Origin of the sequence: Pseudoalteromonas sp. R86517 (assembly GCF_042466295.1) — a bacterium.
Taxonomy (GTDB): domain Bacteria; phylum Pseudomonadota; class Gammaproteobacteria; order Enterobacterales; family Alteromonadaceae; genus Pseudoalteromonas; species Pseudoalteromonas atlantica.
The window spans coordinates 2,204,352-2,220,681 of record NZ_JAXHCB010000001.1; the positions used below are offsets into that span (position 1 = coordinate 2,204,352).

15 protein-coding genes are annotated in these 16,330 nt (G+C 41.4%); 8 read left to right on the forward strand and 7 right to left on the reverse strand.

The window, feature by feature from the left end; translation table 11 throughout:
- Positions 1–11: 11 nt before the first annotated feature.
- From yegD to SJY38_RS09980, 6 genes are all read right to left on the reverse strand, one after another.
- Positions 12–1,376 (reverse strand): molecular chaperone, encoded by a 1,365-nt coding sequence (gene yegD / locus SJY38_RS09955; RefSeq protein WP_154944780.1) that lies wholly within the window; start codon positions 1,374–1,376, stop codon positions 12–14.
- A 61-nt stretch (positions 1,377–1,437) separates the two neighbouring features.
- Positions 1,438–2,280: a DNA ligase gene (locus SJY38_RS09960; protein ID WP_377109675.1), complete on the reverse strand. Its 843-nt coding sequence runs from the start codon at positions 2,278–2,280 to the stop codon at positions 1,438–1,440.
- Between the two features lie 33 nt (positions 2,281–2,313).
- Positions 2,314–2,970 (reverse strand): HAD family phosphatase, encoded by a 657-nt coding sequence (locus tag SJY38_RS09965; RefSeq protein WP_029773425.1) that lies wholly within the window; start codon positions 2,968–2,970, stop codon positions 2,314–2,316.
- 53 nt (positions 2,971–3,023) lie between these two features.
- Positions 3,024–3,323: a hypothetical protein gene (locus SJY38_RS09970; protein WP_004587389.1), complete on the reverse strand. Its 300-nt coding sequence runs from the start codon at positions 3,321–3,323 to the stop codon at positions 3,024–3,026.
- Between the two features lie 106 nt (positions 3,324–3,429).
- Positions 3,430–5,694 carry a TonB-dependent receptor gene (locus SJY38_RS09975; protein ID WP_024034236.1) on the reverse strand — a complete coding sequence of 755 codons (2,265 nt, stop codon included), beginning with the start codon at positions 5,692–5,694 and terminating at the stop codon, positions 3,430–3,432.
- Between the two features lie 409 nt (positions 5,695–6,103).
- On the reverse strand, positions 6,104–6,967 hold the full coding sequence (locus SJY38_RS09980; RefSeq protein WP_024034237.1) for a mechanosensitive ion channel family protein: 864 nt from the start codon (positions 6,965–6,967) through the stop codon (positions 6,104–6,106).
- A 197-nt stretch (positions 6,968–7,164) separates the two neighbouring features.
- Between SJY38_RS09980 and SJY38_RS09985 the strand changes: the two genes are divergently transcribed.
- The 5 genes from SJY38_RS09985 to SJY38_RS10005 all read left to right on the forward strand — a co-directional run bounded on the left by SJY38_RS09985 (position 7,165) and on the right by SJY38_RS10005 (position 12,885).
- Complete coding sequence (locus tag SJY38_RS09985) at positions 7,165–7,371, forward strand: hypothetical protein (protein ID WP_004587392.1); 207 nt, start codon at positions 7,165–7,167, stop codon at positions 7,369–7,371.
- A 212-nt stretch (positions 7,372–7,583) separates the two neighbouring features.
- Entirely contained in the window at positions 7,584–9,719 is a 2,136-nt protein-coding gene (locus SJY38_RS09990) for a M3 family metallopeptidase (RefSeq protein WP_377109677.1), read from the forward strand.
- A 103-nt stretch (positions 9,720–9,822) separates the two neighbouring features.
- Positions 9,823–10,686, forward strand: coding sequence for a carboxylate/amino acid/amine transporter (locus SJY38_RS09995; RefSeq protein WP_273605699.1), 864 nt, complete (start codon positions 9,823–9,825; stop codon positions 10,684–10,686).
- A 55-nt stretch (positions 10,687–10,741) separates the two neighbouring features.
- Positions 10,742–12,073, forward strand: a complete 1,332-nt coding sequence (locus SJY38_RS10000; RefSeq protein WP_377109678.1) for a glycerophosphodiester phosphodiesterase family protein — start codon at positions 10,742–10,744, stop codon at positions 12,071–12,073.
- Positions 12,074–12,150: 77 nt separating this feature from the next.
- The gene (locus tag SJY38_RS10005) at positions 12,151–12,885 is read left to right on the forward strand and encodes a dienelactone hydrolase family protein (protein ID WP_273605697.1); all 735 of its coding nucleotides are present in this window, start codon (positions 12,151–12,153) and stop codon (positions 12,883–12,885) included.
- 12 nt (positions 12,886–12,897) lie between these two features.
- On the opposite strand, the gene SJY38_RS10010 is transcribed toward SJY38_RS10005, so the two are convergent.
- Positions 12,898–13,821 (reverse strand): LysR family transcriptional regulator, encoded by a 924-nt coding sequence (locus tag SJY38_RS10010; protein WP_377110207.1) that lies wholly within the window; start codon positions 13,819–13,821, stop codon positions 12,898–12,900.
- A gap of 164 nt (positions 13,822–13,985) precedes the next feature.
- Here SJY38_RS10010 and SJY38_RS10015 point away from each other — a divergent pair, with 164 nt between their 5' ends.
- The 3 genes from SJY38_RS10015 (at position 13,986) to yghU (ending at position 16,285) form a co-directional block, all read left to right on the forward strand.
- Positions 13,986–14,669 carry a type 1 glutamine amidotransferase domain-containing protein gene (locus SJY38_RS10015; protein ID WP_029773419.1) on the forward strand — a complete coding sequence of 228 codons (684 nt, stop codon included), beginning with the start codon at positions 13,986–13,988 and terminating at the stop codon, positions 14,667–14,669.
- A gap of 104 nt (positions 14,670–14,773) precedes the next feature.
- Positions 14,774–15,355 carry a rhomboid family intramembrane serine protease gene (locus SJY38_RS10020; protein ID WP_024034245.1) on the forward strand — a complete coding sequence of 194 codons (582 nt, stop codon included), beginning with the start codon at positions 14,774–14,776 and terminating at the stop codon, positions 15,353–15,355.
- Between the two features lie 90 nt (positions 15,356–15,445).
- Complete coding sequence (yghU, locus tag SJY38_RS10025) at positions 15,446–16,285, forward strand: glutathione-dependent disulfide-bond oxidoreductase (protein ID WP_273605696.1); 840 nt, start codon at positions 15,446–15,448, stop codon at positions 16,283–16,285.
- Positions 16,286–16,330 lie beyond the last annotated feature (45 nt).

Consider the following 16,330-nt stretch of genomic DNA (forward strand, 5'->3'; position numbering starts at 1 on the left):
AGCCTTTTAAGCTACTTATAAAGCATGCTGGCCCATTTTGTTAGGCCAGCCGTTACACTACCAAAGTGATCGCCATTCAGCATTTTAATATCACCTAAATGCTCACTTAACGCGGCTTTAATAAGTGGTGACTGCGCACTCCCCCCTGTTAAATAAATAACGTCTGGGGTGGTTCCTGCATCGGTAATTGCTTGTTTTGCTAACGTTACTATTTGGCTAATACTACTTTCTACTGCAACCGCTAAATCGCTAACCGATAGGTTTTTACTAAGGTCATTATCTAAAAAGCGAAGATCGCAATCAAAAGCATCTGCCGATGAAAGCGCTATTTTAGCCGCCTCACCTTGCTGTACTAACTGATGGCCCTGTTTATTTTGCTGTAGATGAATTAAGCGTTTGAAAAGCGCAGGTGCACTGACATCGCGTAATTGGGCAGTGAGTTCTCGATAGTGGCTTTCACTATAAAACTGACTTTGTAAATTTACATCATTAATTTTACAGGCTTGCCAAAAAGGTTGGTTTGGTAAAGGTAGGCCGGATTTAAAGGTACTGCCTAAACCAAGCAATGGCATTAAACCATGAAAACTAAGCGCTATATCTAAGTCATTCCCGCCAACTCGCTTACCGCTGTGGGCTAAAAAGTCACTATCGCGCTCACTGTTACCTCTAAAGCTTGGCCCCATTTGTACAAACGAGCAATCGCTGGTACCACCGCCAATATCAATAACCAGCACTTTTTGGTCTTCCACTAAACTACTTTCGTAATCAATCCCTGCTGCAAGCGGTTCGTATAAAAACTCAACGTCTTTAAAGCCCGCACGCTTAGCTGCGCGCTCTAAAATACCTACAGCTTGCTGATTTGACTGCTCACCGCCAACAGCCTGAAAGTTAACTGGACGACCAATAACCGTTTGCGTCAATGGGGTTTTAAGTGAAAGCTCTGCGCGTTGCTTTATTTTTAAAATCATTGCCGTAGCAATATCTTCAAAAAAATTAATTTGCCCTTGCTTTAAGCCTGTGGCACCAAAAAACGATTTAGGAGATTTTACAAAGTAGCCTTCTTCAGGAAACTGCACATATTCACTAATGGCTTCACGGCCAATAAAAAGCGTTTCATCTGTAGGTTGTAAATCAAGATCTGACTTAATACGTGGGAGTGTATTTAATAAAGCTTGGCGCTGCGTTAAAAAGTCATGCTCGTGGGCAGTGCCTTTTACATGCTTTGCCACAAAGTCGACAACTAATGCGCTATGGTGCGTATAAAGAGTAGAAGGTAAATAATGTTTTCCTTGCTCAAGTGGCACTAACTGTACTTCCTCTTGCTCCATAACACCCATGGCACAATTAGAACTACCGTAATCAAAACCTACAAACATACTTCACCATACATTAGAAAAAGGCCGCGCAATTTAGCATACTTTGCCAAAATTATAAACGCTAATGACCCTCCCTCACCCTTAAAAAGCTCGCAAATCGTGGTAAGCCATGCTTTGTTAACCCATGGTACCGATACGTTACCGTGCTACCTATAGCCGGAGGTGTTTGGCGCTGTTCGTTACTAAAGCCCGTGCCTATTTTAAATATTTGCCCATGAGGTGTTTTTACTTTTAATGCACCTAACATACCGGTGTATTTTCCTTTACCCGGTAAATGTGCAATAACAACCGCTTCAGCATCAAGGTAGGGCTTTAACTTTAATAATGTATTACTGCGCCCGCTTTTATGTTTAGCATTGGCTAAATGCAGCATCACCCCTTCAGCCCCTTGCTTAGTTAAATCTTCAAAGTACGCTGTTAATTGGGCTGTGCTAGTAAAGCGGTGTTGCTTAACTGCAGTTATATGCTGCTTATTGATTTGTTTTACCAAGGCTTGGTAGTTTTTATAACGCGTACTAAAAGGAAGGGTTGAGTCTGGCATATCAAATATTTGATAGCGTATAGCGTGCCAATCTGAATTACTGGGGCGTTTAGTTCTTACAATCCCACTGACCAAAGAAAATTGAGTGCGCGCTATCCACAGCTCCCCATCTAACCAAACATTTGGTAATGGCGCCGTAAACCAACTCGGGGCGTTAATCGCATTTCCTTTACGGGTAATAAATTTATCGCCCGTCCATATTGCTCTTACACCATCAAATTTTTCACTGACGAGGTATTCACTAATATTGCCATGTTTAGATTCATCATATACTTTTGCCAATAACACCTGAGGCTGCGCCGCAAAAACAAGCGATGAGCCAATTAAGCTGACAATTAAAAGTAAGTACTTTAGCTGAGCCATTACTGCATCCCTGCAAATAAAATAAGGCTTTAACTATAGTTGAGATTCGACCCACTGCCAAAACTCACCTAGGTCAGCCATTTTGTACGTCGCCTTACTAAAGTCATGGTCAATTGTATGATGATTTGCAATCGCAACGACTCTAACCTGTGCATTAGTTGCAGCACAAACGCCCGTAAAGGTGTCCTCTACAGCAATTGCATGCTCTGGGGCTACATGTATGTGCTCAAGCGCTAAAAGGTAAGGATCGCCTGCTGGCTTTGGATTTGTTACATCGTCTTTTGTCACTACAGTATCAAATAACTCATAAAAACCTAGCCCTTTTAAAATAGGCATAGCTTCGCTGCGAGCACTACCGGTAACTAACGCCATTTTTAGCCCACTGTTTTTAACAGCGTGTAAGGTTTGCTTAGTAAAAGGCATAACAGGCGGTAAATTAGTCTTTACGTATTCACCAAATAATCGATATTTTTCATCTGCTAAAAACTGTGCGCTGACGGCTAAATTATGCTCATTTTTAATATCAATTGCTGCTTCTAACGTTGGGCGCCCTGAAAAGCGCTGACAAAACTCCACTTCGTTATAACTTACATTGTAGGGTGCAAGCAGCTGGCTCCAGCACTCAAAGTGCATGCTTTCAGAGTCAACTAGCGTGCCATCCATATCAAACAATACTGCGTTTAAGCTCATCCTCATTCCTTAAATTTTGACGTTAAAAAAGGCGCCTAGGCGCCTTTATAATATTATGCTGTTAAGCCAGCAGGTGGCTCAGCAAATGCTTCTTCACCGGTTTCAACATCAACCAATTCGTAGCCTCGGGCTTTGCGCACAACCTTAAGTACTGGTTTTTCTAGCGCCGTTTTTAAACGATCGGCATCAGCTGCTAGCTCATCTAGCGTTGTACCAAAAGGTGCTGCGCCTGTTTCTGACCAATTAGTTACTTTGCCATTTAAGTTATATTCTACTTCGTGTATTTGGTATTGCGCTGCTTCATCTTTCGTTGCTTCACAAAAAATTACACGGTAGTTCCAAAATCCAGCCATTTTTCTATCTCATCAAAGTTAATTAACGCTACTTTACCAGCTTTATAAAAACATAAAAGCCTGCACAAGGCAGGCTTTTAAAAATTAATAAAATTTAAGGTTATCTTTAGAAGAAGTTAACTTTAAATTCAGCACCAATGTAGCGCTCTTCATTAACAATACCCGTATTGTTATTGAAGTCTACCGCACCAATTGCTTGTTGCTCATCAAATAAGTTACGAACAAATGCAGATACTTGGTACTCGTAGTCACCTTCAGCCCACTCGTAGCCTGCACGTAAACCTACTTCTGTTAATGCTTTACCTTCAAATTCTACTGAATCGTATAGGAACATGTTAATTTCGCTACGGTAAGAAATATCACCTAATGCGAAGAAATTACCATCTTCAAGTTCTTTCGTATAACGAAGGGTAAAGTTAGAGATCCACTCTGGCGCATGCGGTAAGCTGTTGCCATCTAGTACGGCTAAACCTGCATCGTTAATAGGGTCATTCACGATACATTGAGCACATACCGCTACAGCTAACTCATCATCTTTAATTTCAGTCTTGTTGTAGCTTAAGTTAAATGTTGCATTAAACTCATCGCTTAATACCCATTCTGTATCTAGCTCAAAACCGTAGCCTGTTGTTTTATCAGCGTTAACTAGGCGGTTAAAGTTAGCACCACCACCTACAGCAGTAAGCTGTTGGTCGTCCATTGTGTAGTAAAATACCGTTGCATTTACACGGCCTTGGCCATCAAGAACGTCTGATTTAATACCGGTTTCGAATGAAGTAACGGTTTCTGATTCAGCTGTTGTTACGTCATCACCAAATAAAATACGACCCTGTAAGCTAGGTGCGCGGAACGTGTTTGCTACACGGCTGTACCAGTTTACATCGTCATTAACTTTGTAGTTTGCAGATAAGTCCCAGCTTACATGGCTGTCACTTACACTACGCTCTACGTATAAAGCACCACCGCCAATTGGGCTAATTGTACGGTCTGCAACAAAATCTTTTTCGTCATCAGAGTAACGAAGACCCGCTGTTACTTTTAACTTATCTGAGAAGATGTAATCTACAGAGCCGAAAATAGCCCATGCTGTTGTGTCTTGTTGTTGCTGAACATAACCGTTTAAAGCGCCAGCAGGTGAAGAGAACGTATCGTAACTAAAGTTTTCGATTGTAAGCTCTTCATCAAAGTAAAAAAGACCAACTTGGTAGTTTAAGTCACCGCTGAAGTTACTAGCAAGGCGAAGCTCTTGCGTTAACTGATCTTGCTCTGGAATACCATCCGCACTTTCTGAAGAAAACGGAATAAAACCTGGACCCATGTAATCAGGGATATAAGAAGCACCGTAACCGCCGTCAATATCTGCACGTGAGTATATTTCTGCACTTTCCCAACCTGAAATAGAGGTTAGCGTGTATTCATCGCTAATATCCCACTCAAGCTTTAAGCTTGCGCCTTCAGATTCAACTTGCTGGGTATTGCGTACAGCGGCATCTTGATAAACAACATCATGCTCGTAGTTGTCTACTAAATCGTTTGAGCCTGATTCAATAACGTTTGCACGAAACGCAATTGGTGAGCCGTCTAGGTCACGCGTGTGGTAGTTTAGTAGTGCAGTAAAGTCATCGCCTTCGTATAAAAACTGAATACGCGCTGCTTTTTCTGTGTAGCCGCCCTGCTCGTCTTTCGCTTCAAAGCCAGGCGCTTGGTTGTCGATGTAATCATCTTTATCTTGCCATAGCAAAGAAACACGTGCAGATAAACGGTCAGTTAATGCACCACCTACAGCGCCTTCTGTATCTACAGCGCCACGGCTACCGTAAGAAACAGCACCGTAACCTTCAAATTCTTGGCTTGGTTTAACAGTATCAAATTTAACTAGGCCAGCCGGCGTATTACGGCCAAACAAAGTACCTTGTGGACCACGTAGTACTTCTACACGCTCAACATCAAATACTGGAAAGCCTTTTAAAATGGCATTTTCTTGAACCACTTCATCAACAACTAATGAAACAGGTTGTGAAGCATTAAGATCGAAATCGGTATTACCCAGACCACGAACATAAAAACGAGGGAAAGAACGTCCAAACGATGATTCGATTGAAAGACTTGGGATTTTCGCACTCATAAAGCGAATATCCATACCAGCAGAACTATAAGCATCAAGGTTATCACCTTGTAATGCAGATACAGCAACAGGCACTTCTTGTGCATTTTCTACACGTTTACGAGCAGTAACTTGAATAACTTCTAATTGGTTATTTTTTTTTGCAGTTTCTTCTTCAGCAGCAAGAGTAGAAACAGAGGTACCAGCTGCAGATAATAAAGCAGCATTAATTATGGTCGCTATTGCAGTTTTTTTGATTGCTTTCATGTCGGGTATAAACCTTTTGTATGCACTCTTGTTCAACGGTTTTTTGTGTTGCGCAATGTATTCATTGCGGGCTCGTACAATTTTTCGCGTCTAGCTTTATGGCGCGCGGACCTCATCACCGAGAGTACAAAAACGGAGTAATGAGGCTGAACGAACGATGAAGATTATACCATCGTATTACAAATTTACTGCATAAATATGTACAAAAAAGTAAACTTTTTTGCAACATTTAACCTCATTTTATAGCTTTTTTACCCGCTTTTAGATGCAAAAGACTAACAATGCGGACATATGTCCTTTCTTTCAAAACCCACTTTAAAGTAGCAAACTGCGTATTTTTACAAATAAACCCAAACTAGAAACACCCAGTTAAAACCCGTTAATGCTTGCTAAATTTTAAAGGCTAAATTCATTGAGTGCGCTTTAACGCAATTTCTCCATCAATGTGAATATCGCGCTGTGGAAACGCAATCACCACATCGTGTTTTTCAAAAACAGCATAGATACTAAAACGGATATCACTACGTACTTTTCTGAGCATGGTTTCTGACTCTGCACAAACCCAAAAAATTGCATTAAACACCAGTGAGCTATCAGCAAAGTCGTCAAATAAAACAGAGGCTTTTGGATTTGTTAGTATCGCATCATGATCATCAAGTACTTGTTGAATTAACGTTTTAACTAACAATACATCGCTGCCATAAGCAACACCTACGCTAACCGAAGAGCGGGCATTACCGTCTATTAAGGTCCAGTTAGTCACTGTGTTTTCTAAAAGTTGCGAATTAGGGATTAACATATGCACACCATCGTTACGGCGAATGCGGGTAGAGCGCGTATTAATAGTTTCTACTACGCCCTTTGCATTACCTACTTCTAAAAAGTCCCCAATACGAATTGGCCGCTCCCACATTAAAATCCAGCCACTAATAAAGTTATTAATAATGTTTTGCGCACCAAACCCGACTCCAATGGCTATTGCCCCTGATACAAATGCAAAGGCCGTAAGTGGAATACTTAAAACCTCTAACGAGGTGAAAATTAATATTGCGATACTCAAAATAAAATAAATGCGCGTAAATAGATGAACCGCGTCTTGGCTGATTTTTTTTGCCAGCAGTGTTTTTTTAATAAGTTTGCCAATGCGCGTTACTACAAACCACATAGCAAATAAAATTAAAGGAACTTGTATAACCTTAGCCACAGTGATGTGTACGTCGTTATAGGTAAAAATAACCAAGCTGAGATAATGTTGAATGTGTTCGAGCGTCATGTATTTTCCAAAGTATTATTGATTGTTTGTTATTTGTTCAGTAAAAATGAGTGTGGTTCAGTCTTCGCTAAGCTTAGCACGGCATAATAGTGTTAAAACGCTAAGTTAATAGGTTTAACGTTTTTGTTTAAACAATTTATTAACTCTTTATTGCACCGAGTGCTATATAAATAGTGTACAAGCACTGGAGATTACATATGTCACAACTTACTCTAAATCAAAGACTCGCTACTTTGCAGCCGCAGGTAGATTTAAATTTGTTTGAAAGCAGCCTAGATTATCGCAATAAAATTTTGTGCCTTCTTGCTGAGCAAGAACAAACACTTGCTACTATTAATAAAGAATTTGGCCAGCAATCTAATAGCTTTGGTTCTGAAAAACGCTTTGTTCTTGGCTATAACTAGCCTTTTAAAAACACACACAATACAATATTTAAGTAGCCTTACGTTTATTTTTAAGGCTACTTTTACCTCCAAATCGCATTTTTAGTAGCTAATTTGCGTTTAAATCCCGCTTAATACCGATAAACTTTATTGTATAAACGCCAAAATTTGATAAGTTAACTGGGTTTTCGACTCGAAAAGCCTATTTCGGCTCATCTTTTTATGGAGTTATTATGCGTAAAACACTGATCGCCACTACTATTGCTAGTGCCCTAATCCTATCTGCTTGTTCATCTAACGAAACTCAGAACACAGCTAAAGAGAGCGCAGCACAAGTGCAAGATATGAACGCAAACAATGTATTATTCAAACCAAGCCCATTACAATACATGGCACCAGAGTTTGATAAGTTTGGTACAAAAGACTACGAAGCAGGCTTTGATGCAGGTATTGCTCAGCACACTGCGCAAGTTCAAGCAATTGCAAACAACCCAGAACCAGCAACATTTGAAAACACACTTGTTGAGATGGAAAAATCTGGTGAGTTGTTAAACCGCGTATCTGCTGCTTTTTACAACCTATCGGGTTTAATTTCAGATGACGAATACCAACGTATAAGCAAAAAAATGGCGCCGGTATTATCTGCTCACTCTGATGACATTTACCTAAATGGTGCGTTATTTAAGCGTGTACAAACTATTTACGACAATAAAGATGCGCTTAAAGCTGAAGATCAACGCTTAGTTGATTTCTACTACAAGCAATTTGTAAAAGCCGGTGCTAAGTTAAGTGATGCTGAAAAAGCAAAAATGCGTGAAATAAACGCTCAGCTTGCAGAGCTATCTACTGCGTTCTCTCAAAACATTTTAAAATCGTTTAAAGAAGACGTTATTGTTGTTACAGACAAATCTAAACTTGCTGGCCTATCTGAAGGTGAAATTGCAGGCCTTGCAGCCGCAGCTAAAAAAGCAGGCAAAGACGGCTACATGATCACCCTGGTTAATACCACTCAGCAGCCTATCTTATCAAGCCTTGAAAACCGTGAGCTACGCGAGCAAATTTTTAAAGCCTCTACAAACCGTGCCGCTAAAACTAACGGCCCTATCATTATTGAAGAAACTAACCTGCGTGCACAAAAAGCAGAGCTGTTAGGCTTTAAAGATTGGGCATCGTATGTAATGACTTCGCGTATGGCACAAACAACCGACAACGTGTACGGTATTTTAGATGACCTTGCACCAAAAGCTGTTGAAAAAGCCAAAGCAGAAGCGGCCGCTATCCAAAAAGTAATTAACGATTCTGGCGAAAGCTTTGAGCTTAAGCCATGGGACTGGGCGTTTTACGCAGAAAAAGTACGTGCTGAAAAGTACGACCTAGATCCTGCGCTAGTTAAGCCATACTTTGAAATGAACTCTGTGATCCATGATGGTTTATTCTTCGCAATGAACAAGCTTTACGGTATCACCTTTAAAGAGCGTAAAGACTTACCTGTTTACCACGAAGATGTAACAGCGTACGAAGTATTTAACGCAGACGGCAGCGCTATTGGTTTATTTTACATGGACCCATACGCACGTGAAGGTAAGCGTGGCGGTGCATGGATGAGTGCATACGTAAGCCAAAGCGGCTTAAAAGGCACTAAACCAGTTATTTACAACGCACAAAACATTCCAAAACCAGCTGAAGGTGAGCCAACGCTAATGACCTTCGACGAAGTATCGACTATGTTCCATGAATTTGGTCATGCTGCGCACGGTTTATTCTCAAATGTTAAATACCCAAGCCTAGCGGGTACTGCTACAGCACGTGACTTTGTTGAATTTCCTTCACAGGCACACGAAGACTGGATGATTGAACCTACCGTACTTGCTAACTACGCTAAGCATTACAAAACGGGTGAGCCAATTCCACAAGCATTACTTGATAAAGTACTAGCATCGCAAAAATTCAACCAAGGCTTTGGTACTACTGAATACTTAGCAGCTGCTTTACTTGATATGGAATGGCACTCATTTGGTTCTGATAAAAAAATCAGTGATGTTCAAAAGTTTGAAAGCGATGCGCTAAAAGCACACGGTATTGATTACTACCCAGTGCCACCGCGTTATAAATCAAACTACTTTAGCCATACTTTTGCCGGTGGTTACTCAGCAGGTTACTACGCCTACCTATGGACTGAAGTATTTGCAGCCGATGCGTTTGCACATATGGAAAATAACGGTGGCCTAACCCGTGAAAACGGTGACAAGTTCCGTGAAGAAATCCTATCAAAAGGTAACAGCCGAGACTTAATGCAAAGCTACATTGAGTTTAGAGGCCAAAAACCAACAACAGACGCACTTCTTAAGCGCCGTGGTTTAGTTGATTAATAACCTCGTTTATTAATTTTAACCTTATAAAAGCCCGCTTGCGGGCTTTTATTGTTTATAACAGATAAACTAGCCACACTATAAATTATAAAAAACGACAATTATGGGCTATTTATTTGCAGTTACCCTACTTTGGGCTTTTTCATTTAGTTTAATTGGTGTGTACCTAGCAGGCCAAGTTGATGCGTGGTTTAGCGTATTAATACGAGTTGCATTAGCCACATTGGTTTTTTTACCCTTTTTAAAACCTAAACTTACCTCAAAACCACTCGCACTTAAGCTAATGCTGATAGGCGCTGTGCAACTAGGTGTTATGTACAGCTTTTACTATCACTCCTTTTTATTTTTAAGCGTACCCGAAGTGTTGCTCTTTACCGTTATGACGCCGCTTTATATAACGCTTTTAAACGATGCACTTAATAAGCATTTTAACCCTCGCTTTTTTACAGTTGCGCTTATTGCCGTACTGGGCGCGGTAGCTATTCGCTGGGAAAGCCTCAATAGTCATTTCATCATCGGTTTATTACTGGTTCAAGGTGCCAATATTAGTTTTGCCACCGGACAAGTAACTTATAAACGTTTAATGGCCACTAATCAGTTGGATGACAAAACCGTATTTGGTTGGTTTTTTATTGGCGCCTTAGTGGTGGCGAGTGCTTGCTACGCTTTATTTGGCAATACAAGCAAATTACCGAGTACACCTACCCAGTGGGGTATTTTAATATATTTAGGTATTGTAGCCTCAGGCCTTGGTTACTTTTTATGGAACAAAGGGGCAACAAAAGTAAATGTGGGAGCATTAGCCGTTATGAACAACGTGCTTATTCCTGCCGGTATTATTGTTAACGTGCTTATATGGAATAAAAATGCCGACATTATGCGCTTAAGTATGGGGGGTGCAATTATGTTAGCGGCACTGGTAATTAATCAAATAGGGACAAATAAACAGAACGTCACATCCTTGTAGCTAATTTGTCATTGAATGCGATTAGGGTTGAATAAAATAACGTTAAGGAACAAACATGAAACATCTCACCCTAATAACAAGCTCAGTAATACTTGCACTACTGAGCGGCTGCGACGACGATGTCGAAGTTGTAGAAAAAGACGTAGTCGTTACAAATACCACCGTTGAGGTTGTTGAAGTACCGACGCCTGTAATTGTTGAAGTTGCAAAAGGCGAGGCGCCTGATATTCAATTAGGTACTCGTGCCGACTACCTTATTAACGATATGGCACAGAGCGATTTAAAAACAAAATTAGAATCGTGTACAGATGGGCCATTTTACCGTACAGATTTTTCTATTGGCCATCGTGGTGCGCCAATGCAATACCCTGAGCATACAAAGGAGTCTTATATAGCTGCGGCGCGTATGGGCGCAGGTATTGTCGAGTGCGATGTAACCTTTACCAGCGACAAAGAGCTCGTGTGTCGCCACTCTCAGTGCGATTTGCACACCACCACCAATATATTAGCCATTGATGAACTTGCCGCTAAATGCAGTGTGCCTTTTACTCCAGCTAACGCGGCCAGTGGCACGCCTGCCACCGCTAAATGCTGCACAAGCGATATCAGCCTGAGCGAATTTTTAACGCTTGAAGGTAAAATGGATGGCGCCAACACCCAAGCCACTACTGTTGGTGAATATATGCAGGGCACGCCCAGCTGGCGCACCGATTTATACGCCACAGGTGGAACATTAGTAACTCATAAACAAAGTATTGAGTTATTTAAAAGCTTGGGTGTAAAAATGACCCCAGAGCTAAAATCGCCGCAAGTGAGCATGCCTTTTGAGGGAATGACACAACAGCAATACGCACAAAAAATGCTTGATGAGTACACGCAATTGAACGTACCAAGCAGTGATGTATACCCGCAATCGTTTAATCTTGATGATGTGAAATATTGGATAAATAACAACCCCGACTTTGCAAATCAAAGCGTATATTTAGATGGCCGTGACAGCGAAGCGGGCTTTGATCCAAGTAACCCTGCAACATGGCAGCCTAGTATGGAAGAGCTAGTAGCCGATGGCGTTAAAATATTAGCGCCCCCTATTTGGATGATGCTCACCATAGACAACGAAAGTAATATTGTCCCCTCACAATACGCCATTGACGCAAAAGCTGCAGGGCTTGAACTGATAGCATGGAGCCTTGAGCGCTCGGGGCCTCTTAACGAGGGCGGAGGCTACTACTATCAATCAATCGCCGATGTTATCGATAACGATGGCGACATGATGACGGTGGTTGATGTACTCGCGCAGGATGTCGGGGTTATGGGTATATTTTCGGATTGGCCTGCGACCGTAAGCTACTACGCAAGTTGTAATAAAATGCCTGCAAGCATTTAAAAAACCAGTATCAGTGGTCGTTTATTTTTTTGCGCTCAGTTACCATAACCTTATTAATTATTTAACTGAGCGCTTTTATGATAATCCAACACCATAATACCGACCTAGCCACCCCTACAGGCTTAATGCGTACTACCGTTTACCGCCCACAAGCAGCTGGCCAATATCCAAGTATTATTTTTTACTCTGAAATTTTTCAGCAAACCGCGCCTATTGCGCGCAGCGCTGCTATTTTAGCAAGCCACGGCTTTGTTGTGTTAGTGCCTGAGGTATTTCATGAGCTAAACCCGATTGGTACTGTACTTGCGTATGATGACGCGGGTAAAGATAAAGGCAATGCCGATAAATGGCAAAAGCCACTTGAGCACCACGACAGCGACACACATGCACTCATCGACTTTGTACAAAGCCAAGATTACTGCACTGGCACAGTAGGCGCCATGGGTGTGTGCATTGGTGGGCATTTAGCTTACAGAGCCGCATTAAACCCACACATAAAAGCCGCATTTTGTTTATACGCCACCGATATTCATAGTGATACCTTAACGGCTAATGCAGGTAACAATTCGTTTGAACGCATGGCTGATATTCAAGGTGAAATACACTTTATTTGGGGTAAGCAAGACCCACATGTACCGCAACAAGGCCGAAGTAAAATTTACCAGCAATGTGTAGCCACGGGTATTAACTATCACTGGCAAGAAGTAAACGCACAGCATGCGTTTATGCGTGATGAGGGCGAGCGTTACGATGCCGCGCTTGCAATTACTATGTACCAACAAGCGGTTGCATTATTTAATCGTACTTTGTAATTAAGTGCGGTTTTACGTGCTTTTTAGCATGCCCAGTGCAGTATGCTGTTTAACAAAATATGCTTTTAAATAATCAATAAACAACCTGAGCTTTTTGGAGCCTGCCGCCCCAGGTGGAAACACGCCATAAAGCTCAATATCTTTTGTTTTATAATCATCGAGTATTATTTCTAACAGCCCTGCTTGCACTTTAGGCCACGCATCATACAACGGAATGCGCCCAAGCCCGTGCCCGGCCTCTACAAACGCGGTACGCGCAGCGGCATTATTGGTTCTTATGCCGCCTTGTAGTATTACATCGTATTTTTTGCCCTCTTTGCTAAGGGTTAATGTTTTACTGCTAAGTTGGTACACCACCCATTTATGTAAGGCTAATTCAGCTGGCGTTTTAGGTTTGCCAAAGTGTTCAAAATATTCAGCTGAGCCACAAATACAGGTACTCATGGTTGTTAGTTTAGTGGCTTGTAAGTTTGAGTCACTTAAAGCGACCCCACGGATAGCAATATCAAAGCCGTTTTTTATAATATCAACCACATCATCGGTTAGTTGCAGGTCTATTTCAATTTTGGGGTATTGGCGTTTAAACGTATTAATTGCTGGCACAATTAGTTGCATGCCTACATTAACAGGGCAGCTAATTTTTAATACTCCTTGTGGCTCACTTTTAATGTTTTCTATTTGCTGATTAGCTGCGTTTGCTTGTTCTGTGATCACTCTACAGCGCTCATAATACGCAATGCCCGCCTCAGTTAGCGCCATAGTACGTGTTGAGCGATTTAGCAGCGTAACTTCTAATTGCGTTTCTAATTTTTTAAGGTGATAACTTACCACCGCACGCGTTAACCCCAACTGCTTTGCAGCCGCGGTTAAACTGCCCTGCTCGACAATTTGCGCAAATACCACCATGCTTTTAAGTTGCTCAAACGACACTTTCATCACAAACCCACCAATGATTATTCAACCCAATAATTGTATCAATAATTAAACCAATAAAGTTAAATTTATCATCGTTGTTTAAATCCTTTTAAGTGCATATAGTTATTACAGCACCTTGGTTAACACCAAGCTTTAATTTACTCACTAATCGAAGGAATATTGTTATGGCTAAAAAAATACTTATGGTACTTACCTCACATTCAGAGCTTGGCAACACAGGCGAAAAAACAGGTTTTTGGGTAGAAGAATTTGCAGCACCTTACTACGCATTTGTTGATGCTGGTGCAGAGGTAACACTTGCTTCCCCTGCGGGTGGCCAACCGCCGATTGACCCAACCAGCACGCTTTCTGATTTTGAAACCGATGCAACAAAGCGCTATGACAACGACAGCGCAGCACAAACACTTATGGCAAACACCAAAAAGTTAAGTGAAGTAAACGCCAGCGACTTTGACGCGGTATTTTACCCAGGCGGCCACGGCCCACTATGGGATTTAGTAGATAACAGCGATTCAATCTCACTTATTGAAAAGTTTGTAAAAGAGCAAAAGCCAGTAGCGGCTGTTTGCCACGCAAGTGCCGCTTTTTTAAATGTTAAAGATGCGCAAGGCAATGCCTTAGTTGCAGGTAAAAAAGTAACAGGCTTTACTAACTCAGAAGAAGCCGCCGTGCAATTAACAGACGTAGTGCCATTTTTAGTTGAAGATGAACTCATTAAAAAAGGCGGCGATTATCAAAAAACCGACGACTGGGGCGTATTAGCGCTCGAAGATGGTTTAGTGATTACAGGCCAAAATCCAGCAAGTTCAGAGCTTGCGGCGAAAAAACTATTAACTAAACTAGGTTAAAATAAACCCTGTGCGCGGCGTATAACGCCGCGCTTATTAAATCGCTTTTAATAGCGAAAACATACTCCTATACTGGTACAAAACAATCCTACTAAAGCGTTTATATGCCAACTACCCCATCATCATCTTCATTGATAACCAGTACGCGATTTGCAATATTTAGCGTAGTTTTTATATGCCTAATACTACAAGTGATCAATAGTTTACCTGGCATTACGCTTAATGGTTTAGGTATTTACCCTCGCAGCGTTCAAGGGTTAATCGGCATTTTATGCGCCCCATTTTTACATGGCAGCTGGTGGCACTTTGCTAGCAACATGTTGCCTTTTGCTGTACTTAGCTGGCTAATTTGCCAATACAGTGTAAAACGCTTTTATACCGTGTTTATATTTACTGCGTTAATTGGCGGGCTATTAGTGTGGGCCTTTGGTCGAAGTAGTTTTCATGTTGGATTAAGCGGCGTTATTTATGGTTTATGGGGATTTATACTGTGCTATGGCGTGGTTAGGCGCTCGTTTAAGTCTATTGTTATTGCCCTAGTAGTGGCAGTGCTTTACAGCGGATTTATTTGGGGCGTGCTACCACAACGCTTTCATGTCTCGTTCGAGAGTCACCTTTTTGGAGCGTTAAGTGGGTTCTTTTTAGGGTATAAACTTGCCAAAGCAGATAAATTAAAAGCACGATAATTTTTTCATTGCCTTTAATTAATTTTTTACGCCCCCAGCTTGTTATCTATGAGTATATAAATTAATTACATTTTTAAATTGAGGTTATTTATGAGTAATGAACACAAATACACGCCGCCTAAAGTTTGGACGTGGGACAGCGAAAGTGGTGGTAAATTTGCTAATATTAACCGCCCTATTGCTGGCGCCACTCATGACAAAACCTTAGACATTGGCAAGCATGCGTTTCAACTTTATTCATTAGCCACGCCTAATGGCCAAAAAGCGACCATTATGTTTGAAGAGTTATTAGAGCTTGGCCTAACCGATGCCGACTACGATGCCTATTTAATTAACATTGGCGAAGGCGACCAATTTGGCTCAGACTTTGTTGATATTAATCCAAACTCTAAAATTCCTGCGCTAATGGATCACTCTACCACGCCACCAACACGCATTTTTGAGTCAGGTTCAATTTTACAATACTTGGCAGAAAAATTTGATGTGCTAATCCCAAAAGATTTTAAAGCCAAGACCGAGTGCCGTAATTGGCTATTTTGGCAAATGGGTTCAGCGCCTTATTTAGGTGGCGGATTTGGTCATTTTTACAGCTACGCACCAACAAAAATGCAATACCCAATAGACCGTTTTACTATGGAGACTAAACGCCAGCTCGATGTATTAAATCGCCACTTAAGTGAAAACGAATACATGGCGGGTAGTGAATACTCTATTGCCGACATTGCCATTTGGCCTTGGTATGGCTCGTTGGTGCTTGGAAAATTATACGACGCCGCTGAGTTTTTAGATGTTGCTTCTTACACTCATGTAATGCGCTGGGCAGAGCAAATAGCAAAGCGTCCCGCTGTTAAACGTGGTCAACGTGTTAATCGCACCTGGGGCCCTGAAGAAGAGCAACTTAGCGAACGACATAACGCCAGCGACATTTAATCTAACAGCCCATAACAAGACATTGTGTTATGGGCATTTTTTTAT